Source organism: Methanobacterium veterum (assembly GCF_000745485.1).
Lineage (GTDB): Archaea > Methanobacteriota > Methanobacteria > Methanobacteriales > Methanobacteriaceae > Methanobacterium_D > Methanobacterium_D veterum.
The window spans coordinates 130,711-150,470 of sequence record NZ_KN050693.1 but is presented as its reverse complement, the minus strand read 5'-3'; the positions used below and the strand labels follow the sequence as shown (position 1 = coordinate 150,470).

The 19,760-nt window shown below is 33.5% G+C and carries 17 protein-coding genes and 1 pseudogene; 5 read left to right on the top strand and 13 right to left on the bottom strand.

Annotation, left to right across the window (positions count from 1 at the left end):
- Nucleotides 1–67: 67 nt before the first annotated feature.
- Nucleotides 68–418, bottom strand: a complete 351-nt coding sequence (locus EJ01_RS10920) for a VOC family protein (RefSeq protein WP_048082948.1) — start codon at nucleotides 416–418, stop codon at nucleotides 68–70.
- 83 nt (nucleotides 419–501) lie between these two features.
- Between EJ01_RS10920 and EJ01_RS10915 the strand changes: the two genes are divergently transcribed.
- On the top strand, nucleotides 502–1,296 hold the full coding sequence (locus EJ01_RS10915) for a TrmB family transcriptional regulator (RefSeq protein ID WP_048082949.1): 795 nt from the start codon (nucleotides 502–504) through the stop codon (nucleotides 1,294–1,296).
- 762 nt (nucleotides 1,297–2,058) lie between these two features.
- Nucleotides 2,059–2,340, top strand: a pseudogene (locus EJ01_RS10910) (HXXEE domain-containing protein); the annotation flags it as partial.
- Nucleotides 2,341–2,505: 165 nt separating this feature from the next.
- Here EJ01_RS10910 and EJ01_RS10905 read toward each other — a convergent pair.
- From EJ01_RS10905 to EJ01_RS10865, 10 genes are all read right to left on the bottom strand, one after another.
- Complete coding sequence (locus tag EJ01_RS10905; RefSeq protein ID WP_052376094.1) at nucleotides 2,506–2,919, bottom strand: ATP-binding protein; 414 nt, start codon at nucleotides 2,917–2,919, stop codon at nucleotides 2,506–2,508.
- Complete coding sequence (locus EJ01_RS10900; RefSeq protein WP_048082951.1) at nucleotides 2,920–4,281, bottom strand: SpoIIE family protein phosphatase; 1,362 nt, start codon at nucleotides 4,279–4,281, stop codon at nucleotides 2,920–2,922.
- Between the two features lie 160 nt (nucleotides 4,282–4,441).
- A complete protein-coding gene (locus tag EJ01_RS10895; RefSeq protein ID WP_048082952.1) occupies nucleotides 4,442–4,780 on the bottom strand; it encodes an STAS domain-containing protein in 339 nt (112 codons plus the stop codon).
- Between the two features lie 2 nt (nucleotides 4,781–4,782).
- A complete protein-coding gene (locus tag EJ01_RS10890; RefSeq protein ID WP_048082953.1) occupies nucleotides 4,783–5,985 on the bottom strand; it encodes a Coenzyme F420 hydrogenase/dehydrogenase, beta subunit C-terminal domain in 1,203 nt (400 codons plus the stop codon).
- A gap of 21 nt (nucleotides 5,986–6,006) precedes the next feature.
- A complete protein-coding gene (fdhF, locus tag EJ01_RS10885) occupies nucleotides 6,007–8,055 on the bottom strand; it encodes a formate dehydrogenase subunit alpha (protein ID WP_211251468.1) in 2,049 nt (682 codons plus the stop codon).
- 500 nt (nucleotides 8,056–8,555) lie between these two features.
- Nucleotides 8,556–8,759: a hypothetical protein gene (locus EJ01_RS10880; protein WP_048082955.1), complete on the bottom strand. Its 204-nt coding sequence runs from the start codon at nucleotides 8,757–8,759 to the stop codon at nucleotides 8,556–8,558.
- A gap of 334 nt (nucleotides 8,760–9,093) precedes the next feature.
- Nucleotides 9,094–9,579 carry a DNA/RNA nuclease SfsA gene (locus EJ01_RS10875; RefSeq protein ID WP_211251465.1) on the bottom strand — a complete coding sequence of 162 codons (486 nt, stop codon included), beginning with the start codon at nucleotides 9,577–9,579 and terminating at the stop codon, nucleotides 9,094–9,096.
- 112 nt (nucleotides 9,580–9,691) lie between these two features.
- The gene (locus EJ01_RS17985; protein WP_269221178.1) at nucleotides 9,692–9,823 is read right to left on the bottom strand and encodes a hypothetical protein; all 132 of its coding nucleotides are present in this window, start codon (nucleotides 9,821–9,823) and stop codon (nucleotides 9,692–9,694) included.
- Between the two features lie 36 nt (nucleotides 9,824–9,859).
- Nucleotides 9,860–10,891: a CPBP family intramembrane glutamic endopeptidase gene (locus EJ01_RS10870; RefSeq protein WP_048082956.1), complete on the bottom strand. Its 1,032-nt coding sequence runs from the start codon at nucleotides 10,889–10,891 to the stop codon at nucleotides 9,860–9,862.
- 375 nt (nucleotides 10,892–11,266) lie between these two features.
- Nucleotides 11,267–12,499: a hypothetical protein gene (locus tag EJ01_RS10865; protein WP_048082957.1), complete on the bottom strand. Its 1,233-nt coding sequence runs from the start codon at nucleotides 12,497–12,499 to the stop codon at nucleotides 11,267–11,269.
- 684 nt (nucleotides 12,500–13,183) lie between these two features.
- Between EJ01_RS10865 and EJ01_RS10860 the strand changes: the two genes are divergently transcribed.
- From EJ01_RS10860 to EJ01_RS10850, 3 genes are all read left to right on the top strand, one after another.
- Nucleotides 13,184–14,119, top strand: a complete 936-nt coding sequence (locus tag EJ01_RS10860) for a type II secretion system F family protein (protein ID WP_048082958.1) — start codon at nucleotides 13,184–13,186, stop codon at nucleotides 14,117–14,119.
- A 12-nt stretch (nucleotides 14,120–14,131) separates the two neighbouring features.
- Nucleotides 14,132–14,326 carry a class III signal peptide-containing protein gene (locus EJ01_RS10855; protein ID WP_048082959.1) on the top strand — a complete coding sequence of 65 codons (195 nt, stop codon included), beginning with the start codon at nucleotides 14,132–14,134 and terminating at the stop codon, nucleotides 14,324–14,326.
- Between the two features lie 264 nt (nucleotides 14,327–14,590).
- On the top strand, nucleotides 14,591–16,003 hold the full coding sequence (locus EJ01_RS10850) for a lactaldehyde dehydrogenase (RefSeq protein ID WP_048192881.1): 1,413 nt from the start codon (nucleotides 14,591–14,593) through the stop codon (nucleotides 16,001–16,003).
- A gap of 117 nt (nucleotides 16,004–16,120) precedes the next feature.
- On the opposite strand, the gene EJ01_RS16605 is transcribed toward EJ01_RS10850, so the two are convergent.
- Both EJ01_RS16605 and EJ01_RS10840 read right to left on the bottom strand, forming a co-directional pair.
- Nucleotides 16,121–18,253, bottom strand: a complete 2,133-nt coding sequence (locus EJ01_RS16605; protein WP_052376092.1) for a PAS domain-containing sensor histidine kinase — start codon at nucleotides 18,251–18,253, stop codon at nucleotides 16,121–16,123.
- 624 nt (nucleotides 18,254–18,877) lie between these two features.
- Nucleotides 18,878–19,600, bottom strand: a complete 723-nt coding sequence (locus EJ01_RS10840) for a tRNA-binding protein (RefSeq protein WP_048082961.1) — start codon at nucleotides 19,598–19,600, stop codon at nucleotides 18,878–18,880.
- Nucleotides 19,601–19,760: the final 160 nt, after the last annotated feature.

Sequence of the window (19,760 nt, the reverse complement as noted above, 5' to 3'; positions counted from 1 at the left end):
GTTTGCCCATCCAAATTATAATTTATATGTTCTTAAAACCCCAGAACCCAAAAAAATTTAAAAAAGACTATTGATGCTGAATTAACGCTATTCGTACTCCATTTGGATCTTCTAAGAATGCAAGGGTCCCAACTGTTATTGGTGTGGGTTCCATGGTGATTTTGGCACCTTTGGATTTGAGTTCTTTCACTGTGGAGTTTATATCTTCAACATCCATACCTATTGAAAACAGTCCAGGTTCGTCTACAGGATTTTTAATGATTTCTATCATAGTTTCTCCTTCTCCTTTAAGCAGAGTAATTGCTCCAGCCTGCCCTAGATCGTACTGGCTGTCTATTTCAAAGCCCATAATGTCCCTATAGAATTTAATTGACTCATCCATATCCTTAACTATCATAGTCGTGTATTTAATTTTCATAGTTACCACCATCTTTATCTTTTATAAAATGAAAGCAGTTTATAAATATAATGTAACTTTAACCAGTGAAAAGGTGACAAAATATGATGTTTGATGAGAAGATGCTGTCTTCCCTGAAAAAGCTGGGCTTAACAAATTACGGTGCAAAGACTTACATCGTTATAACAAATTTCGGGCCAGTTGACGCTTCAAATATTGCCAAAGAGGCAAATATACCGAGGACAAAGATTTATGATGTTTTAAATAAGTTAGAGGATCAAGGATGGATAAATGTAGAACACGGGAGACCTATGCTGTTTACTGCCCGAGACCCGCGAAACATAATCGATGAACGCAGATCAAATCTTTTTACAGAAATCGATGCACTACTGGGTGAAATGTCGATGATGTACGACCAGCAGATTAAAAAGGAAATACCAAAGGTATGGTTAATTCACGGTAAGGCTAATATTACAGCTAAATCACTGGACATTATATCAAAAGCCAAAAAAAGCGTCATGATGACTGGTGATTTGTATTTCCCTGAAGAGGTTGAGTCCCTAAAATCTATCATCCAAAAAGCCAAAAGAAATTCTATCAGCTTTCGAATCATTGCAGGAGGTGTTGTAAAAACCAGTGAAGGTAAGATTGACCTTGTAAACGCATTTGCTGAAGTCCAGCCAGACATGATAATTTCAGGAAAACCTCCTATAAAATACGTAGTAGTCGACGAAAAAGAACTTCTGATCATGTTTCCAAAAATAAATGAAGAAATTTTAGATCTTGACAAAGTAGTTGCTTTATGGATCCCTAGCCCTGCAGTAGCGTCTTCTATGGTCGATATGTTCAATATGCGGTGGAATGCATACGTTAAAATGCAAACAAGTGATAATAAATAAAATTAAGGTTAACATTGTATTATATCATGTTAAAATTTTTCTACTCCTTATCTAACTAATTGATATAATGTACTGTTTCACGCCTCGAATTTTTGAGATTTAAATGCTATTTTAATATTACAAACTAAAAAATAAATACTGGCAGGGCTTATAAAAGACAACTGAAGTTAAATGGGAAATCTAATAATTAATATAATATATGTACTGAGCAGTAGCTGTTATAATGTTTTTAGATTTTAAATATTTAAGGTATGAATTCTTGAAAAGGCTAACTGCCAATATAATAATTGTTTTAGTACTTGCTGCTTTATATTATTTGTTTCTAGTTAATTTATAAAAAAATAGGTGCTTATGAGGACAGATAATTAATTCCAGGAGTATTTACAATGATCAACTGGCTTTATACTAATTAGGCAAAATTAAGTCTTTTTTTGCATTTATAGCAGCTGTACTTATTTATATTTTCATAAATCCCCACAATTTACTCCTATTTCTGATCTGGCTGCAGTTCCCCATTTATTTACTGCACCAGTTTGAGGAACATAACTGGAACGGTTTTAAGAGAATTTCTAAAAACATGCAGAACCTTAAAATAGATGTATGATATAAATTTTATAATAATTAATAATATTAAAACATGTTTAAAGGGCGTATTTTTCAATATAAACATCTTAAATCATTAATTAGAAATTATATCAAAATGAAAAATAATTAAGCCCATATCAAAACGATGTTAATAGAAATTCTCTTAAAAATTATGTTAACAGGAATGTGTTCAATGTTAAAGAAGGTGATTTTCCTTTAAATGATAAAATTATATTCTGGGCCAATATCCCCATTGTCTGGATTCTAATATCTATTTTCTCAGTCCTATCATCTGCAAATATAATGTTTGGTTTATGGATCCCTTATTTTGCAGTATTTAACAGTTTAAGCCACGTAATTGTTTCAGTAAGGAACCATGAATATAATCCGGGGTTACTTGTAAGTTTAATACTCGGAATTCCAGTGGGAATCTATGCATTGATCATATTCTATTCTTAAATCCATGTTCCCGCATTAATTTCGACCATATCCATCTTTTTTGCAGTAGTACTGCATATAATTGTATTTGGCATAATAAGAAGAAATTATAAAAAACAAAGTAATTCTCATTAATCTACTTTTTGACCCATTATTAGCTTGACTTTAATATCTAAGAAAAATAGCTCATTTAATGTATTTTATCAGGGTTAATATATTCTTTCCATCTTTATATGTATAATTAATTTTATCCATGTATTTTTTAATGAAATAAATCCCCAAACCACCAGGATCCCGTTTTAAAGGTGAAATTTTTAAGTCAGGTTCGCAAACATCTTTTTGATTAAACGGCTTGCCAGGGTCCTCAATTATAATATGAATTTCATTATCCCTTTTTTGACATTTAATACTGATTTTATCATTTACTTCAAGACTTCCGTGTTTTATTATATTTGTCACAGCTTCTTCAACTGCCAGTTGAACCTGAAATTGCCCATAGTCCCCTAAACCAAATTTAAGCATGGAATTACCTATGAACTTTGATAAAATGGGAATTTTTTCCAGTTTAGTACTTATATTCAGGGCAGTACATTGAACCACTTACTTCACCTTTATAACCATTAGAGTGATGTCATCGAATTGAGATTGATTCTGGCTGAAGGATATTACCTCTTCCCTTATTTTATTGACCATACCCTCTGCGCTTAAGTTAGAATAGGATTTAATTAACTTATACAGCTTTTTTTGGCCAAAAAATTCTTCTTTATCATTCATCGCCTCAGTAACTCCATCAGTATAAAAGACGATGACATCACCGCTTTCCAGATATATTTGCTTTTCTTCCAGTTCTATCGTGTCTATAGCACCTAAAGCTATTCCTTTAGCATTTAAACATTCCATTGTTCCAGTTTTTCTTATAAAAAGTACTGGATTGTTGTGTCCCGCATTTACATATTCCATGGTTTTATTTTTAAGGTCAAGTATGGTATAAAAAAGGGTAACGAACATTCCAGTATCAGAATCTTCAGCTATAAGTTTATTGGCGTCTTTAATGACTTCTGCAGCATTGCTGTTCCCCATAGCCTTTGCCCTTAAAATTGTTCTGGAAACTGCCATAAAAAGTGCTGCCGGAACGCTTTTACCAGAAACATCCGCAATTGTAACTCCTATTTTGTCTTTGGAAATTGGAATAAAATCATAGAAATCCCCGCCCACTTCCTTTGCAGGTAAATTTATGGCAAAAATGTCATAACCATCTAAATTTGGCATTTCCTGGGGCAAAAAGCTTTCCTGGATCTCATGAGCTATTTCAAGCTCATATTTCTTTCTTTGAAGTTCGTCAAAGTATTCATCCCTTTCTTTAGTTGTTTTTCTTTCTTTAGCTAGATTGGTGATGAAATAAGCAAATATAAGCATTCCCAGAGCATTAGAAACTATCATAGGTATACTTAATTCTTGTGCAATTACAAATGCTTCAGGATATGGTTTTGCAAGTAAAAGAACAAGAATCATGTGAAATGCTTCCATGGAAGCTGCAAACAATACAGAACCTATAATCCCGATGAATTTACGCTTGTTCAGGATGTATATAATACCTGCAAAAAGCCCTGCAAGTACTGTAGATAAAGAACAGGGAAATGTAGTGATTCCCCCTAAGAAGAAATATCTGTAAAGCCCCCCAATAAGTCCTGCACCTAAACCAGCCACTGGGCCTCCAACAAGCCCTGCTATCATGGGTCCTAGGTCTCTAACGTTTCCCATTGCCCCATTAATAGTTATTCCAGAATACGTTCCGAAAATAGAGAGCGCACCAAAAACGAGGATGATAAATACCATGTTTTTAATGGTAAATTTCCTGTCCAGAACTTCATGAAAAATTTTAGTTCTGGTTATCAGATATGCAATTACTAAAATTACACATATCTTTTCTGCTAAATCTAATAAGAGTTCTATTGTGATCATTTTCTTAATTTAATTATTCATTTTTTATAATTTTTAAGTCCATTCAAACTTTTTTTCATCTCAAAGCTTAAATTGTTAATTTAAACACGTATTTAAGCTGTTTAATATCCTTATATCAAGTTTAAATATAAATGTTTTGAATTAAGGCTCATATTGTTATTTAAACTTCAAATGACTTTAAGGCTTCTTCTTCACTTTCATAAATCTCAAAAATCTGTTTAAATCCAGATATTTCAAAAACCTCCATTACATAAGGGTGAAGGTTGGAAAGTATAATCTTACCACCTGATTTTTTAAGCTGTTTTAAAGATGAAAGTACTACTCTAAGTCCTGAACTGCTGATGTAGTCCACTCTCTGAAAATTTAACAATAAATTGATGCATCCGTCTCCAATAACTTTATTTATACATTTTTCAAGTTCAGTGGAGTGATATGCATCTAATTTACCCTCTAAAGATAATTTGCATATGTTATCATCTATATCTTCAGTTATTTTCATATTTAACCCCCAAATCTCTTATCTCTTTTTATTAAAAAGTACGAAAATGGTGGAAGTTCATCATTTATTCCAGGTGTATAATCAAACATTTCTTTTAACTTAACGTTAATTTCATGACTTATTTTAGATAGGGGGATATCTGCAGGACATACGTCTTCACACTGCCCGCAGTTTATACATGAATCTACCATGTGCATAAGTCTTTCCATGTGAAATAAAGGTTTAGGAGGGACTTCTGTATTATTTACCCATTCCGGAATTTCAGATTTTAAGCTGCAGTCGCTGCAGTAACATATGGGGCATGAGTCTTTACATGCAAAGCATTTAATGCACCTCGAAAGATCATTTTCATATTTAAAGAGCACAGCTAAAAATTCACCCCCCACGTGGCTGAACATTTTTTCCTGCCACTTTTTAGCCTGGTTTACCATAATTTTATCAATTTTTTCCCTTACCCCAATACCACCTGTTGGTGCCTTATCCAGGTTTAATATACCTTTATTTGAAGCTTTATCCAATATTTTAGCGCCATTGTCAGTTAGCACTTCAATAAAACTATTTTTGCTGCTGTCAATTACTCCCCAATTTCCAAATGCCAGATCTGCCGTTCGAGGTATGTTGAATTCACACCTCCTGCAGTTTTCTCTCCTACCGTTATTTTCTTCTTCCAGCTCATCTATACTAATTTTTTCCCTTTTGTTCCCTTTAATTTCAATTATAAATTTACCCTTACTTATTTCTTCATTAAGAACCGTGTCAGGGTCAATTCCATGACTTTTTAGCATTTTTATGGTGGGAACTGGAGGCAAAGTTCCGCCGCAGTTAATTCCAAGCATGATAATATTTTTCCTGGCTATTCTACCCCTCTTTATTAATTCATTGATGGCCATTGCATCACATGGTTTAGTTGTAACTGCAATTTTAATATCAAAAGCGCCTCCAAGATATTTTTCAAGTATAACTGCCATATTAAGGGTTCCGCAGTGAAGGGCACCTGCAGATTCTATTAAATCTTCAGGGTTATCTATTAAAACAGGGACAGCGTCATAGATATCTGCACCGCTTTTAACTGTAAGAACAGCATCTATGATTCCTTCTTCAAGTAAAAACTTGTATAATGCTGTTAACGATCCGCCTGATTCTCCTTTTTCTGCTATTAGATTATCTACGGCATTTGAATAAAATTTATCTCCTATCTGGATCATAAAATTCACCTTATTAAGTGTTCATGACTTTCTAATTTTTACAGGGCATAACTTAAGGGGAGGCATCTTTGAAACAGGATCAAGGGATTCAGCACATGTTAAAACGTTTATCACTTCTTCTCCTTCAGCAAAATGGAAAGGAACGAATATAACTCCAGGCATTATATCTGAAGTTATCCTGGCTTTGATATCAATGTCACCTATCTTCGAGGAAATATTGAGTTTTTCACCGTTCATAATTCCCAAAACATGGGCATCTTCGTCATTTATTTCCACATAGCTCTCAGGATATTGTTTTGTTAAAGTTTCTGATCTCATGGTCATGGTGCCTGTTTGAAATTGGAATACAACTCTTCCAGTAGTTAAAATAAAAGGATATTCTGGATTTTGTATTTCAGTTGAATTATTGGGTTCTATTTTGTAAAATACACCTTTTCCATCGGAAGTAGAAAAACTGTCCTGGTGTAAAATTGTTGTGCCTGGATGATCCTCTGTTGGGCATGGCCACTGTAAACCTTCAGGCTTATTAATCCGTGATAAGTCCATACCCCCATATTGCGGTGTCACTTTTCTTATTTCACTAAAAATTTCCCCTGAATCTTTAAAGTTAAATAGATCTGAACCCATTTCACGTGCCAGTCTACTGATTATCATCCAGTCTTCCATAGCTTCACCTGGAGAATTAGCTGCCTTTCTTACGCGCCTTACCCTTCTTTCAGTGTTGGTAAATGTACCATTTTTTTCTGCAAAGCAGGCTGCAGGTAAAACAAAATCTGCAAGTTCAGCAGTTTCAGTTAAAAAAATATCCTGAACTACTAGAAGTTCTAATCTTTCCAGTGATTCTTTTACATGTCTTAAATCAGGATCAGCTACCATTGGGTTTTCACCCATCAAATACAATCCTTTAATAGTCCCTTCATAGGCAGCTTCCATCATTTCTGAAAGTTGAATGCCCGGCAAATAATTTAATTCCCCGCACCGCCATATGTCTTCCATTTTCTCTCTGTTTTCATCAATGATTACTTTTTGATATCCAGGATAAAAATAGGGGATAACACCCATGTCGCAGGAGCCCTGAACATTATTTTGACCTCTCAAAGGGTTTAACCCAGTTCCCCTCTTTCCAATATTTCCAGTAAGCATGGCCAGGTTTGACAGTGAAATGACATTATCAGTGCCATTTATATGTTCAGTTATCCCCAGACAGTAAAGAATTACAGCATTATCAGCCTGCCCGTACATTAGTGCCGCTTCTTTTATGAGGCTTTCTGGTGTACCTGTGATCTTTTCAACTTTATAAGGATCGAATTCTTTTATATGCTCCTCAAGCTCTTCAAAATTCTTTGTTCTTTTATTAATGAATTCATTATCTTCAAGGCCTTCTTCCATTATGACATTCATCAAAGAATTTATCAGCGCCACATCTGTTCCAGGTTTAAGAGGCAAAAATAGGTCTGCAAACCGGGCGATGCTGGTGTACCTTGGGTCTACCACAACAATTTTTGCCCCTTTCCTTTTTGCCCTTAACACCCTTCTCCCAATTAAGGGATGCTGTTCCAGGGGGTTTGATCCAATAATAAAAATGCAGTCTGATTCTTCCAGATCATCAATAGAATTGGTCATGGCTCCTGAACCAAATGTAAGGTTTAACCCCATAATTGAAGGGCCGTGGCATAGATTTGCACAGTTATCAACGTTATTTGTGCCTATTACCGTCCTGGCAAACTTTTGAAAAATATAATTATCTTCATTGGTGCATCTGGCAGATCCTAAAAATCCAAGAGCATCCTTATCTTCTTCCTTAATCTTTTTAAGTTTAGAAGCAATTAAACTGAGAGCTTCGTCCCATGTTGCCTTTTTAAAGCCATTATTTTCTTTAATTAAGGGATATTTAAGTCTATCATCGTGGTTGATGAATTCATAGGAATAATTCCCCTTAGGACAGAGTTTTCCCTCATTTACAGGACTTCTTTTCCAGGGCTCAACGCCTTTTATTTTACCATCTACAGTAACAAGGTTTAAACCGCACCCACACCCGCAATAAGGACATATTGTAGACGTGAAATTCATTTCCAAGCCATTACCCCCATAATTAACTTTAATAATTATTTAAAACTACTGACCTTGAATTTAAATTATATGACCCAAATAGATATCCAAATGCATTTTTTCATGTAATATAACACACATAATCCTAAACTTGATTATAAACCTTGAAATTTAATTAATTTAATAATAACAACCCGATTAATTATTTATTGGGAAGTTTATGTATTACTAACACTATCAAGAATATAAATGTTTATGTAGAACTGCTTATATTAATAATGAACAAAAGAACTGTTTAAAAAATAAAATTTTTGCCTATTTTGCGTTCGAACTGCAAATGGGGATCTTTAACTTAATATGATGGCCTTTTTGACTAAGACTAGTTAAATTTAATTGAATTTAAATCTTTAAAATCTAAAAAAAAATAAATGAGGTATAGAATACTTACATCTCTCTAAACCCAATAATTAAAAAAAATGATATTAAAATATAGTTTTATTTTATATAATTATTCGCTCTAATTATTCTATAGCGATACATTCCCAAGGTTGAACGTCTGTATCAATAGTGGCGTATAATTCTTTTTCTACATCCTGGAATAAATCTTCACAAGTGAATTTTAAACCTGGAATTTTTTTAACAGAATACATTTTGCCTCTTCCACTTTTAACGATTATATCGCCCTCTCGGGTTATACCAACTATTAATTGTTTTATTTCTGCCATATTATCACCAATCAAAATAATTTAATTTTTACTCATTTATAATTGCTTAAGAAAATCTCTATAATTATTTTCCATCTACATAATTTATTATATCTCACAATATAAGTACTGTTATTTTAAATTTTAACCATATTAAAAATATCGAGTCATTACTTAAAATAGGAAACTAATCATTTTTTTCATAAAGATATATGTTATGCTATCTTTTTCCGTCGGGTATTATAAAATACACGATAACTATCTTAATCTTCTTCATAGAGTTATATGTTACCAAATACTCAATAATCTTTTTCAGTCCAGTACTATCCAAAAATAATTCAACGAAATCTAATCTTTATCCATAATCATGTGTTGTCTCAAAATACTTCAGTAATTTTATTCCTTCAGGTGAAATACTGAAGTTTACCTGCCATATCTCCATTCCTTTTGAGATACACTTTTGTACTTCATTTTCTACAAAATCACTGTTAGTACTCCTAACTTCAACCTTAAATCCAGGATTATCGTAAATAAAACAAACTAAAAGAATTGCTCTCTGATTAGTAGTAAAGCTACCTGCCAGTTCATTGATATGTTTAATAAAACGTTCTGTAGAGCTGAATTTTCCAACCTTTTTCGTATTGATGTGTTTCGGATAAGGCAACTGTATAATTAATAGTGGCATTTTAACTTCAATATAAGTATCTCCAACAAGAAAGTCCAGTTTAGAAATTCCCAGTACCTGTTCACGGAGAACTGTATCATATCCACTAACCATATCTTGAAATAAACCTTTCACCAGAGCATTTTCTACATATCGATTGGCAGCATTCTGGCCCAATCCATGATTTTTCTTTTGATTCAGGTAGATCTAATGAAACTGCTTCTACAGTATACGGCGTTTTACGCTTTGGATCATTGCTTTAGATAGTAAACAAGGTATTCCAGATAGATCAATATTCCCAATCCTTCCAGTTGTTGGGCAATGACACCACTTCATTATCGATGACAACATCAATTGTAAACTGGCTTTTTCTCCTTTCCATAATTCCCTCCATTAAAGGCGTTTCATACTTAAGAACCATGTTATTTTCCATAATTTACCTCTAACTATTGTATATTCATTGAATTTTGGGGACCTTTTCAACTCTTTTCCAGACTTTAGATCTCAAAAGAATCAGTGCAAATATTCCCAGAAGTACACTGCCCATAATATTACCCAGTAAACCATTACTGGAATAAGCAAGATATGCTGCCACAATATTACCTGCTTTATTATTAAATAGATGTATTATTATTGCTGCCCAGACACTTCCAGTTTTTAAAACTGCATAACTTAAAATAATGCCCATTACAATGGTGAAAATTGTCATTAAAACATTACCTAGAATGGGGTGTCCTGGAAAATTATAGCCCATTGCATTCATTGGATAATGCCATGCGCCCCATATGATACCCAGTACCAGAACACCTTTATAACTGCCTAAAAGAGGAAATAGTCTGTCCTGGAGGTATACTCTCCATCCAAATTCTTCTCCAAAATACCATGCCCATATTGTAAAGAAAGAAAAAATTAAATAAGGTATCAATGTTATGAAGAATGTGTAAATGTTAAATTCCGCAGCAGGAGCGCCTAAACCACTGAAATAAACTATAATACCCTGAAAAATAAGTATTAAAAGAACAGTTAATGGCAAAATGAGGTAATATTTACGGTTCCTGCCAAAGGATAATTTTGAAGCTTTCAGGCCGTTTCTCCACTTCTTTTTCAAGTTCAACAGTATTACAGCTAACATCCCTAAAACTGCAACAATGGTTGAAAGAACAGGCTGATCCATTACACTCCCCATTACTGGCTGATAATAGTTCTCAAAGGAAAATAAAACAACATAAAGTAAGAAGAATGTAAATACAATTTTTGATTCTCTGGTAAGGGCACTAGATTTGAAGTAAATAATACAGATTATGGCCGCAGTGGCAGGTATAAACATGCTCAATACCAGCGTGGCGACCCATATTTGAGAAGGTGGAGATGGTATGTAACCAGCGATACTATAAATAAAAAATTGAAGAATATAAGTCGCTGCAAAGGTAATGATTAAAAATATAGATAATTCTTTTTTCAGTTGTCCTCTTTTTAATGTTTTATTCAATATAAATCCCCACTATTAAATTAATTTATAATATACCTAAATTATTCCCCTACTTTATATTTAAATATGGACTAAACCGCTGAAAATAGCTGTAATCTATTAATCTGATTATTTCAATGTACTTAAACTCATTTATTTATAATAAGTCAAAGCGGACATTTATTTTGATAATTAAATTCATCAGGACTTAAAATTCTGAAGGAATTTTATTTAGAAAAATAGTTAGTGTACTGGCCATTAAATAAAAAAACATCTGTATTAAAATCAGGATTCAGTTTATTTTAAATTATATTAGAACCTTATCATTGAGTTTTGCATGATTAAGTTAAGAACTCATTTAAATAAAAAAGAAATTAAGTTTTAAATTGATACCATTTATTTAGCGTTAGAACTTTGAATTCTCTCATTCATCTGTCTTCTGAAGTTCTGGTATATTTCTGCATTCTCTTTTTCTGCTAGTCCACCATCAAGACCTTTTACAACTTCTTCTGAAGGGATACGGTCCGAATTGACCTTTCTTTCATACCGGAAGGAGGGCCAGTTATCAGGTAAATCTGCAAGGTGCACAAATTCCATATTATAAGGCATGAGGTCAATCTGTTCTTCTAAAACTTTATCTACATACTTTTTATTGGGTTCAAAAGTTATCATAGGCCTAATCGAATCAGCCTGCATGATATCTTCAATGTTTCTGCCTTCGTGTTTTTTAATTAAATCTGCACACATGTTGAAGTGGGTGATTTCCATCTGTGCAAAGTGTTCCCATAACCTTCTTATCCTTCGGTTTGGCTCTGTTAAAGCAGCGGAACAATAGTTATACGCTTCGTTAAGTTGTATCATTGCTACTTTTTCGAGCATAGTCTCATTTGGATCACCCAATAGTCCATATTGAGTTACATGCTGTTCTTCAATTTCTGCAATTTCGGAATACAGTTTACGTGCCAGATCATCACTGCACATATTTCCATGGGATTTGTAGAATAGTTCAGTCTGCTGTTCACCGGAAGTAATAGTGATATAATTCATTTTTGTCTTGAGTTCGGCCTCATCCTTGTCATAATGATTTCTCATGGAATCATCAGGATGTCTGTGCTCCATACTGGTAGGTCTTCCAGGTTTAATGTCAGTTTTTCCCTTAGTTATTTGTTCAGGGTCTTCGCCATTCAGTATCTGCATCAAGCATCCATATCTATACAGATGGTCAAAATCCTCAAGCAGTGCAAAATCCAATGTACTTTTCACATAGGAATCGGGTTCGTGTTGAGCCAGGTTTGCTGTAAGATCTACAGCAACTTGTTCATAACCAAGGGTAGTTTCCAATATGGTTTGATCAGGAGGATTAAGCCAGTCTACAGTTTGCTGCTGCTGAGAGTCTGCACGACGTATTTCAGCCATTTGCTTCTTAATTTCAGGATTATCAGCCATTCTTTCCACTGCATGAGATGTTAATACAGAATTAGTCTCGATTCCATTCATTAGAATAACTCTAGTACGAGTATAAGGATCTACATCCATCTTGTCATACGGTTCCTGAATTACTTCTTCCCAGTTCATATATTCTGATTCTATAGGAATTCCATCCATTTCAAATGGTTTAAATTGAGCCATACTATCAACCTCCACTTTAGAATTTCCTATGTAATACTTTATTTATAAAATTTAATATTATTGAAATAAAATACTCCGTTTATTAAAGACCATACTGACAAAATAAGAGTTATAATTAGATATGAGTTTTTATATAACCACAACCACACTATAGCTAAAAAAAATGTATTTAACTGATTTTTAATCTTTTAATGTTTAATGAACTAATTTCCGATATATCAAAAACAATCCAGTACCCCTTTAGTGACTTAACTCACAATAACAGAAATAAATTATTACCAATATAAGTTTAATTCTCTTGATCCATTAAAAAAGAAAAACAAATTCCATATAAATGAATATGATCATTGTGATCCTAAAAATATAATATTTATCGCTTCATAACCATTTAATAAATAATTTAAGTTTTAATTGTATGGATAATAGTGAAATATAATGTGATTAATTCTATTTTAGATAGGTATCCATTTAAACTAAAGATAAAAGTTTTACGTTGATTATAGGAGTATAAAAATAGGAAATATTATATTGTATAGCGTTGATAAACTACTGTTAAAGATATGATAAGGCATTTCAAATTAATACTTTTATACCGCTTCTTATATCAAAATGAAAGTATATATGTAACACTTTGAACCAGCCTATTATTTATATATGAAATAGAATATTAAATAAGGTGGAAAAATGGCAATTATACCCAGTGCATTATCTCCAGTATCTAACATTATTGACAACATTATACCTGAAAAATATGCAGTTATGATGCAGGAAATGCTTATAAGAAGTGGAATGTATGTTAAAGCTTCAGATATAATAACTTTAGATCTCATAATTGCAATTGGGTTAGCCGTACTCGCAGCTGTTTTATCATTATTACTTGGCATAAACCCTATTTTAGGGGCGCTAGCTGGTTTCGTAATACCCACCATACTTATTGGTGTTTGGATATTTTTCATGATGGAACGCAGAGTTGATGCTATTGAAAATGGAACTCCTGATTTTTTAAGACAGATCGCATCTTTACTTCGTGCAGGTGTTGGTCTTGAAACTGCTCTGGAAGACGTCTCAAGACATGGAGAAGGCCCATTAACTGATGAATTAAAAAGGGCTGTAATAGAGATTAAAATTGGAAGTACATTTGATGATGCAATACTTGCAATGGGCGAACGTCTTAAGTCTAAAAACTTAGATAGAACATTCAGGATGATATTAGAAGGAAGAAAAACTGGTGGAAGTCTATCTGACGTTGTTGAAACAGTTGCAGAAGATTTAAGGGCTGTTTTAGCACTTCAAAGGGAAAGGAAAGCAAATGTAATGATGTCAGTAATGTTTCTTATTATCGCAGCCATAATAGCTGCCCCCTTTGCACTCGGAATGATAATGACATACAATTCATTTATTGCGTCTGTAGGTAAACCAAATCCACTTGCAGAAACTGCAACACTTGCTGCAGGCGGTTATATAATCATCCATTCCATCATAGCGTCACTGTTAATTGGTATTGTTATGTATGGTAGTGCAAGAAAAGGCGTTAAATTTGCATTATTACTGGCCCCGGCAGCCTATGGGATATTTGTTGTAATACAAATGTTGGGTCCAAAGATTTTAGGAACAGGTTAGTTGGTGTTAAATATGGGAATGCTAGAAGAAGAAAGGGCACAGGGTGCAGCGGAATATCTACTAATTTTTGGCGGCATAATTGTAATTGTAATTGCAGCAGCACTTTATTACAAGAATTATTTAGCAGGAATGGGTAGCGAAATTAACAAGACCGATTTGAAAAATATCAACAATTCATTAAATGGATTACTCCCTAAATTTAGTTAATAACCAATTTTACAGTTAATACTACCTACTTTTTTTATAATTACTCATGTCCATGGTGCACAGTTTATACTTCATGTTAACCTGTCACTGGTTAATTTAAGTTGAACTTGTTTAAGAAAATTCCAATTTATTTAATCAATGATTTACATAAATTATAGCGCTAACATAACGATTCTGGACATGAACATGAGCGACAATTAATTATTTAATTATATTAATTACATAAAATACTGCAAACATCTATTCACAGCGGGAGGTAAAAGTATGGACATGCTGATAAACGGTAAATTAATGGATAAAACTGAGAAAATAGAAATTAGAAATCCGTTCAATAATGAAGTAATAGATACAGTACCTCAAGGGAATCACGAAGACGTGCAAAATGCACTGATTGCTGCAAACAGAGCAAAGAAAGCCCTAAATGATCTTTCATCCCGTGAAATATCAGAAAATTTATATGGAATTCATGAAGAATTATCAAAAAATTCAAAATCCCTTGCAAAATTAATAACCATTGACTGCGGTAAACCCATTAAAGATTCAATAGAAGAAGTTAATCGTTCCATACAAACTATTTTACTTGGAGCAGAAGAATCAAAACGTATATACGGCGAAACAATACCCATGGATGCCTGTGCCGGCGGGGAAAATGTGATTGGTTTTACAATGCGGCTCCCATTAGGTGTGGTTGCTGCTATAACCCCTTTTAATTATCCTTTAAACCTGGCAATTCATAAAGTGGCACCAGCAATTGCAGCTAAAAACAGTGTGATTCTAAAACCATCCATGAAAGCACCGCTTACCGCGTTGAAAATGGCCGAAATTATGGATTTTTACCTTCCAGATGGGGCCTTAAATGCTGTAACAGGGCATGGAAGAACCATTGGTGATGAGATTGTAACAAGCCCTGTTGTAAATAAGATCTCGTTTACTGGAAGTGTGGAAATCGGCGAACATATATCTAAACAGGCAGGGATGAAAAAATTAACACTTGAACTTGGTGGAAATGATCCACTCATTGTACTTGAAGATGCAGATATAGAAAAAGCAGTTGAAGCAGCTGTAAGAGGTTCTTATCTTAATGCAGGCCAAGTTTGTATTGGAGTAAAGCGTGTGATTCTTGATGATAAAATAGCTGATGAATTTATCCAGAAATTTGTAAATAATACTAAAAAACTTGTTACTGGAGACCCCATGGATCCTGAAACAGATGTAGGCCCTTTAATAAATAAAGGAGCAGCAATTGAAGTTGAAAACAGAGTAAATGAAGCCGTAAATGATGGAGCAGAGCTTTTATGTGGTGGAAAGCGTGAAGGGACTTTATATCTGCCAACGATCCTGGACAATGTTGATTCTAAAATGAAAATCGTACAATATGAAACATTCGGCCCTATCTCGCCAATAATCCGCATAAATGGGATTGATGAAGCAGTAAAAGTTGCAAATAACACCAAATATGGATTACAGGCAGGAATATTCACAAATAACATTAACAATGCTATGAAAGCTGTAAAAGAGATAGAATCTGGAGGAGTTATAGTAAACAAACCGTCAACATACCGTATGGACAACATGCCTTTTGGAGGCTGTAAAATGAGCGGGTTAGGTAAAGAAGGTATAAAATATGCCATTGAAGATATGACTAAAACTAAAATCGTGGTTATTAACCCTCTTTAAAAAAATAATAGAAGCAGTTCTAACCATGCCCTATAACAACTACTGGGAAGTCTGTACAAATATAGTAAAGCGGAAAATATAGGTAAAAACCTTAAAAAAAAGTTACTGAAATACCGTTTATTTCACAAGAGCAGTAGGAATCGCAAAATAAAAAGTTGAACCTTTTTCAGGCTTAGATTCAACCCATATTCGCCCGCCGTGAAGTTCCACCACTTTTTTACTAATAGCCAGGCCTATCCCCGTACCTTCATATTCTTCTTTGGTATGTAGCCTCTGGAATATAGTAAAAATACGCTCTGCGTACTGTTGTTCCATTCCTATTCCATTATCCTGAATACTGAAAATGTATTCCTCCTTATTTTTATCTTTACAGACTTTTATATTGATTTTAGGTGGAACTTCTGGTTTCCTGAATTTAATGGCATTTCCAATTAAGTTCTGGAATAATTGAATCATCTGTCCAGGTTCGGCCATTATTTTTGGAAGGTTTTCATAGGTAATTTCAGCATTATTTTCATAAATAGCAGTGTTAAGGTTATTTAAAGCAGATTCAAGAACATATCCCATATCTGTCAGTTCGAACCCTTTTTTCTTTGTTGCTACGCGGGAGTAGTTCAGGAGGTCGTTAATTAAAGTTTGCATCCTTTTTGCGGCATCTACAATATATTCAATAAACTCATCAGCATCTGAATCTAACTTATCTTTATAACGACGTTCAATTAACTGGGTAAAACTGGTAATGGTCCTGAGAGGTTCTTGAAGGTCATGTGACGCAACATAAGCAAACTGCTGCAGTTCCTCATTAGAATGTCTTAACTCTTTTACGGTTTCTTTTAATTCTTCTTCCAACTGCCTTCGTTGTGTAACATCATGACTTATTACAAGTAATGACTCTATTTCACCACCATCATATTCTGGAACCATATATGAATGAAAGAATTTTAATCCGTGGATTGAAGGAAATTCATATTCCATTTCCTGTATTTCTCCAGTTTTTAAAACCTTTCTGGCATTTTTCATCCATATTTTAGCAATGCCATTTAATGGGGTTATATCCTCAATCTTCTTACCAATTAAATTCTCAGAGGATAATCCCAAAGTGTTGGAACCATGGTTGACATATTTATACCTTAATTCTTTGTCTAATCTTGAAATAACATCGGGAGAATTCTCTGCAAGAGCCCTGAATTTTTCTTCACTTTCCCTTAAAGCCCTTCCTATTCTTTTAATCTCACTAATATCGCTTTCCAGTCTCATGTTGCATCTTGAAAGTTCTTTAGTACGTTCCTGAACTTTTAACTCCAAAGTGTCCTGTGTTTCCCTTAAAATACGTTCTAACTCTTTAAGTCCAGTAATATCCTCACATACAATTAATACCGTAATTTTCCCATCATTTTCTTTTACTGCGCGTGCTGTTTCCTTAACCCAAATCATACTGCCGTTCCTACGAACTTTGCGCAGTTCCCAGTGGAATAATTGCCCAATATTCTTAATACAGCGCCTTATATTTAAGATAGCAGCTTTTTTATCTTCTTCGTGGAACACCTTTAATACAGATTGTCCAACTAACTCATGAACTGTAAACCCTAATTGTTCAGCTCCAAACTGGTTTACAGACAGTATTACAGCTTCGCAGTCCACAGTGAAGTACATTGAAGGATTGTGATCATATAAAAATCGGTACCGATCTTCACTTTCTATTAAAGCCTCTTCCCATTGCTTCCGATCTGTGATATCAATCCATACACAGTGAGTTTGCTTAAAGGTACCATCTGCTGAATATTCAATATTACCGTCAATTAGTATAGTTATTTGAGCATTATCTTTACATAAAAGCTTAAATTCAGATTTCCGCATATATCCTAATTCATTAAATCGTTTAAAACGTTTCTTAAATGTATATGCGCATTCAGGAGTCATTATATCGGTAAATGGACGTCCAATGATTTCTTCTTTGGTATAACCCATAGCATCAAGAAATGCTTGATTTACCTCGATAAAATCACCATTACAATCCAACGACTGGTATGGAAGAGGAGAATTTTCATATAACAACCTGAACATTTCTTCACTTTCTCGAAGTGCATTTTCAGTGAGTTTACGTTTCTTTATTTCATTCCTCAATTTTTCATTGTTTTTACTAAGCCTAACCACATATTCTGCAATTTGTTCCAGTTCAACAGTTCCATCCTGTAACGCCTTTTCCAGGTCGCAGATAAGTTGTTCTTTAGTTTTAATCCCAGTTTTCATTTTGAACAACCCGCAATATTTTTTATTTAACGACTAATTTGAATTTTTTTAGTTCTATATCGTATAAACGCATTTTTATTGTTAATAAAGCATTTAAATTCAACTTTTCAAAAATAGTTCCATCAGGTTAATTTTATTTGAATATGTTGAACTCCTGTTTTCCAGCATAACATACCGTGGTAATATGCTTTCAAATTCAATTATACTTTAATTAAATAAAGTATTACTTAAATAGGATTTCTTAAATTTTTTATTCAATTCGTATCCGTTTTTATTATTTGATCATTAATACATTTTTCGATTCTTTTAGCAGGACGAAAATAGGGTAAATTCAAAATTAAATGAATTTTAATAAACAAAATCCGTTAAACTTTACAAAATAACATTCAAAAAACTAGACTATTAACGTTCAAGTTGATTAAAAAATAAAATTTTGGTTTAAATTAAAAAATAGAAGATTAAAGATTATTTTAAGAAAACCTCGGAAACTGTCATAATCCCTCAAAATCTGTTATTTTGGGGGAGGTAAAATCGGAGATTTTCAAATGCTTTGCTTTTTCTAAAATTCAAAGAATTTTCGAATGATTTTTGAGAATTTTTGCTGTTCATAAACACTAACTCACGTTAGTGCTTTAAAAAGTCTTCAACAAAATTTCTAGCCTCATTCAACGCTTCCAGAGGAATTCCTTTTGGCATTCCACCTACTTCTCCTTCAACATTTTTCAAGACACCTTCTCCAGCCCCTAAAAACATTCCTTCACTGGTAATTCCCATGAAGCTTGTTGGTGGGAGCATTGCTACAGCGACCCTATTGGATTCTTTAACCTCTAAATCGTTAGTTACGACTGTTATGACCCTTTTGATGTTTACATTACAAACAAAGAGACTGTCTGCACCAGGATGTTCTCCTGCACTTACAATCTCCCCAACTTTAATATCAATGGCAACTATGGGGTCATCTATTGGTCCGAGAGCCAATCGTTTATCTAAATTTAAAACTGTATCTAAAAAGAAACGTATTTTAGCGATGGCTTCTTCTAATTTAATTTTTTCTTCTTTATTTACCATATCTAAAAAGTGACTGTACCATTTTTCCCCACCGAAATTTTCAATTATTTTCCCTGCCTTTTCCTTTAGAGATTCAATTTGAGGCATTTTAGCTAAATCAGCAGGTTCAGCATAAGAATAATAGAGGGATTGAATTTCAGGAATCATATCTCTGGCTATTTGTCGAACATCTCTTTTATTCCACCTTCCTTTTAAATTAGCTCCTTCTATGGTTCTTAAAAAAAGATCTACTGACTTTTCACATACTAATAATCTGTAATCATTGCTTGTATCCCACATATAATCACCATAACTATCAAAATTCGAATTATAAGTAATACATTAATTCAATTTCTTTATTTGTTTTATAGATTTAATTATTTAGAATTTTAATTTACTTTATAATTGTCCTTTACAATTTATAACTTCAATGACCACTGCCGTAAAATAGTGAAAAAGT

Bases quoted from the DNA above. Each gene is read 5' to 3' on its own strand.
- EJ01_RS10920 (WP_048082948.1), bottom strand. From the start codon at position 418: ATGAAAATTAAATACACGACTATGATAGTTAAGGATATGGATGAGTCA.
- EJ01_RS10915 (WP_048082949.1), top strand. From the start codon at position 502: ATGATGTTTGATGAGAAGATGCTGTCTTCCCTGAAAAAGCTGGGCTTA.
- EJ01_RS10900 (WP_048082951.1), bottom strand. From the start codon at position 4,281: ATGATCACAATAGAACTCTTATTAGATTTAGCAGAAAAGATATGTGTA.
- EJ01_RS10895 (WP_048082952.1), bottom strand. From the start codon at position 4,780: ATGAAAATAACTGAAGATATAGATGATAACATATGCAAATTATCTTTA.
- EJ01_RS10890 (WP_048082953.1), bottom strand. From the start codon at position 5,985: ATGATCCAGATAGGAGATAAATTTTATTCAAATGCCGTAGATAATCTA.
- fdhF (WP_211251468.1), bottom strand. From the start codon at position 8,055: ATGAATTTCACGTCTACAATATGTCCTTATTGCGGGTGTGGGTGCGGT.
- EJ01_RS10880 (WP_048082955.1), bottom strand. From the start codon at position 8,759: ATGGCAGAAATAAAACAATTAATAGTTGGTATAACCCGAGAGGGCGAT.
- EJ01_RS17985 (WP_269221178.1), bottom strand. From the start codon at position 9,823: ATGGTTCTTAAGTATGAAACGCCTTTAATGGAGGGAATTATGGAAAGG.
- EJ01_RS10865 (WP_048082957.1), bottom strand. From the start codon at position 12,499: ATGGCTCAATTTAAACCATTTGAAATGGATGGAATTCCTATAGAATCA.
- EJ01_RS10860 (WP_048082958.1), top strand. From the start codon at position 13,184: ATGGCAATTATACCCAGTGCATTATCTCCAGTATCTAACATTATTGAC.
- EJ01_RS10855 (WP_048082959.1), top strand. From the start codon at position 14,132: ATGGGAATGCTAGAAGAAGAAAGGGCACAGGGTGCAGCGGAATATCTA.
- EJ01_RS10850 (WP_048192881.1), top strand. From the start codon at position 14,591: ATGGACATGCTGATAAACGGTAAATTAATGGATAAAACTGAGAAAATA.
- EJ01_RS16605 (WP_052376092.1), bottom strand. From the start codon at position 18,253: ATGAAAACTGGGATTAAAACTAAAGAACAACTTATCTGCGACCTGGAA.
- EJ01_RS10840 (WP_048082961.1), bottom strand. From the start codon at position 19,600: ATGTGGGATACAAGCAATGATTACAGATTATTAGTATGTGAAAAGTCA.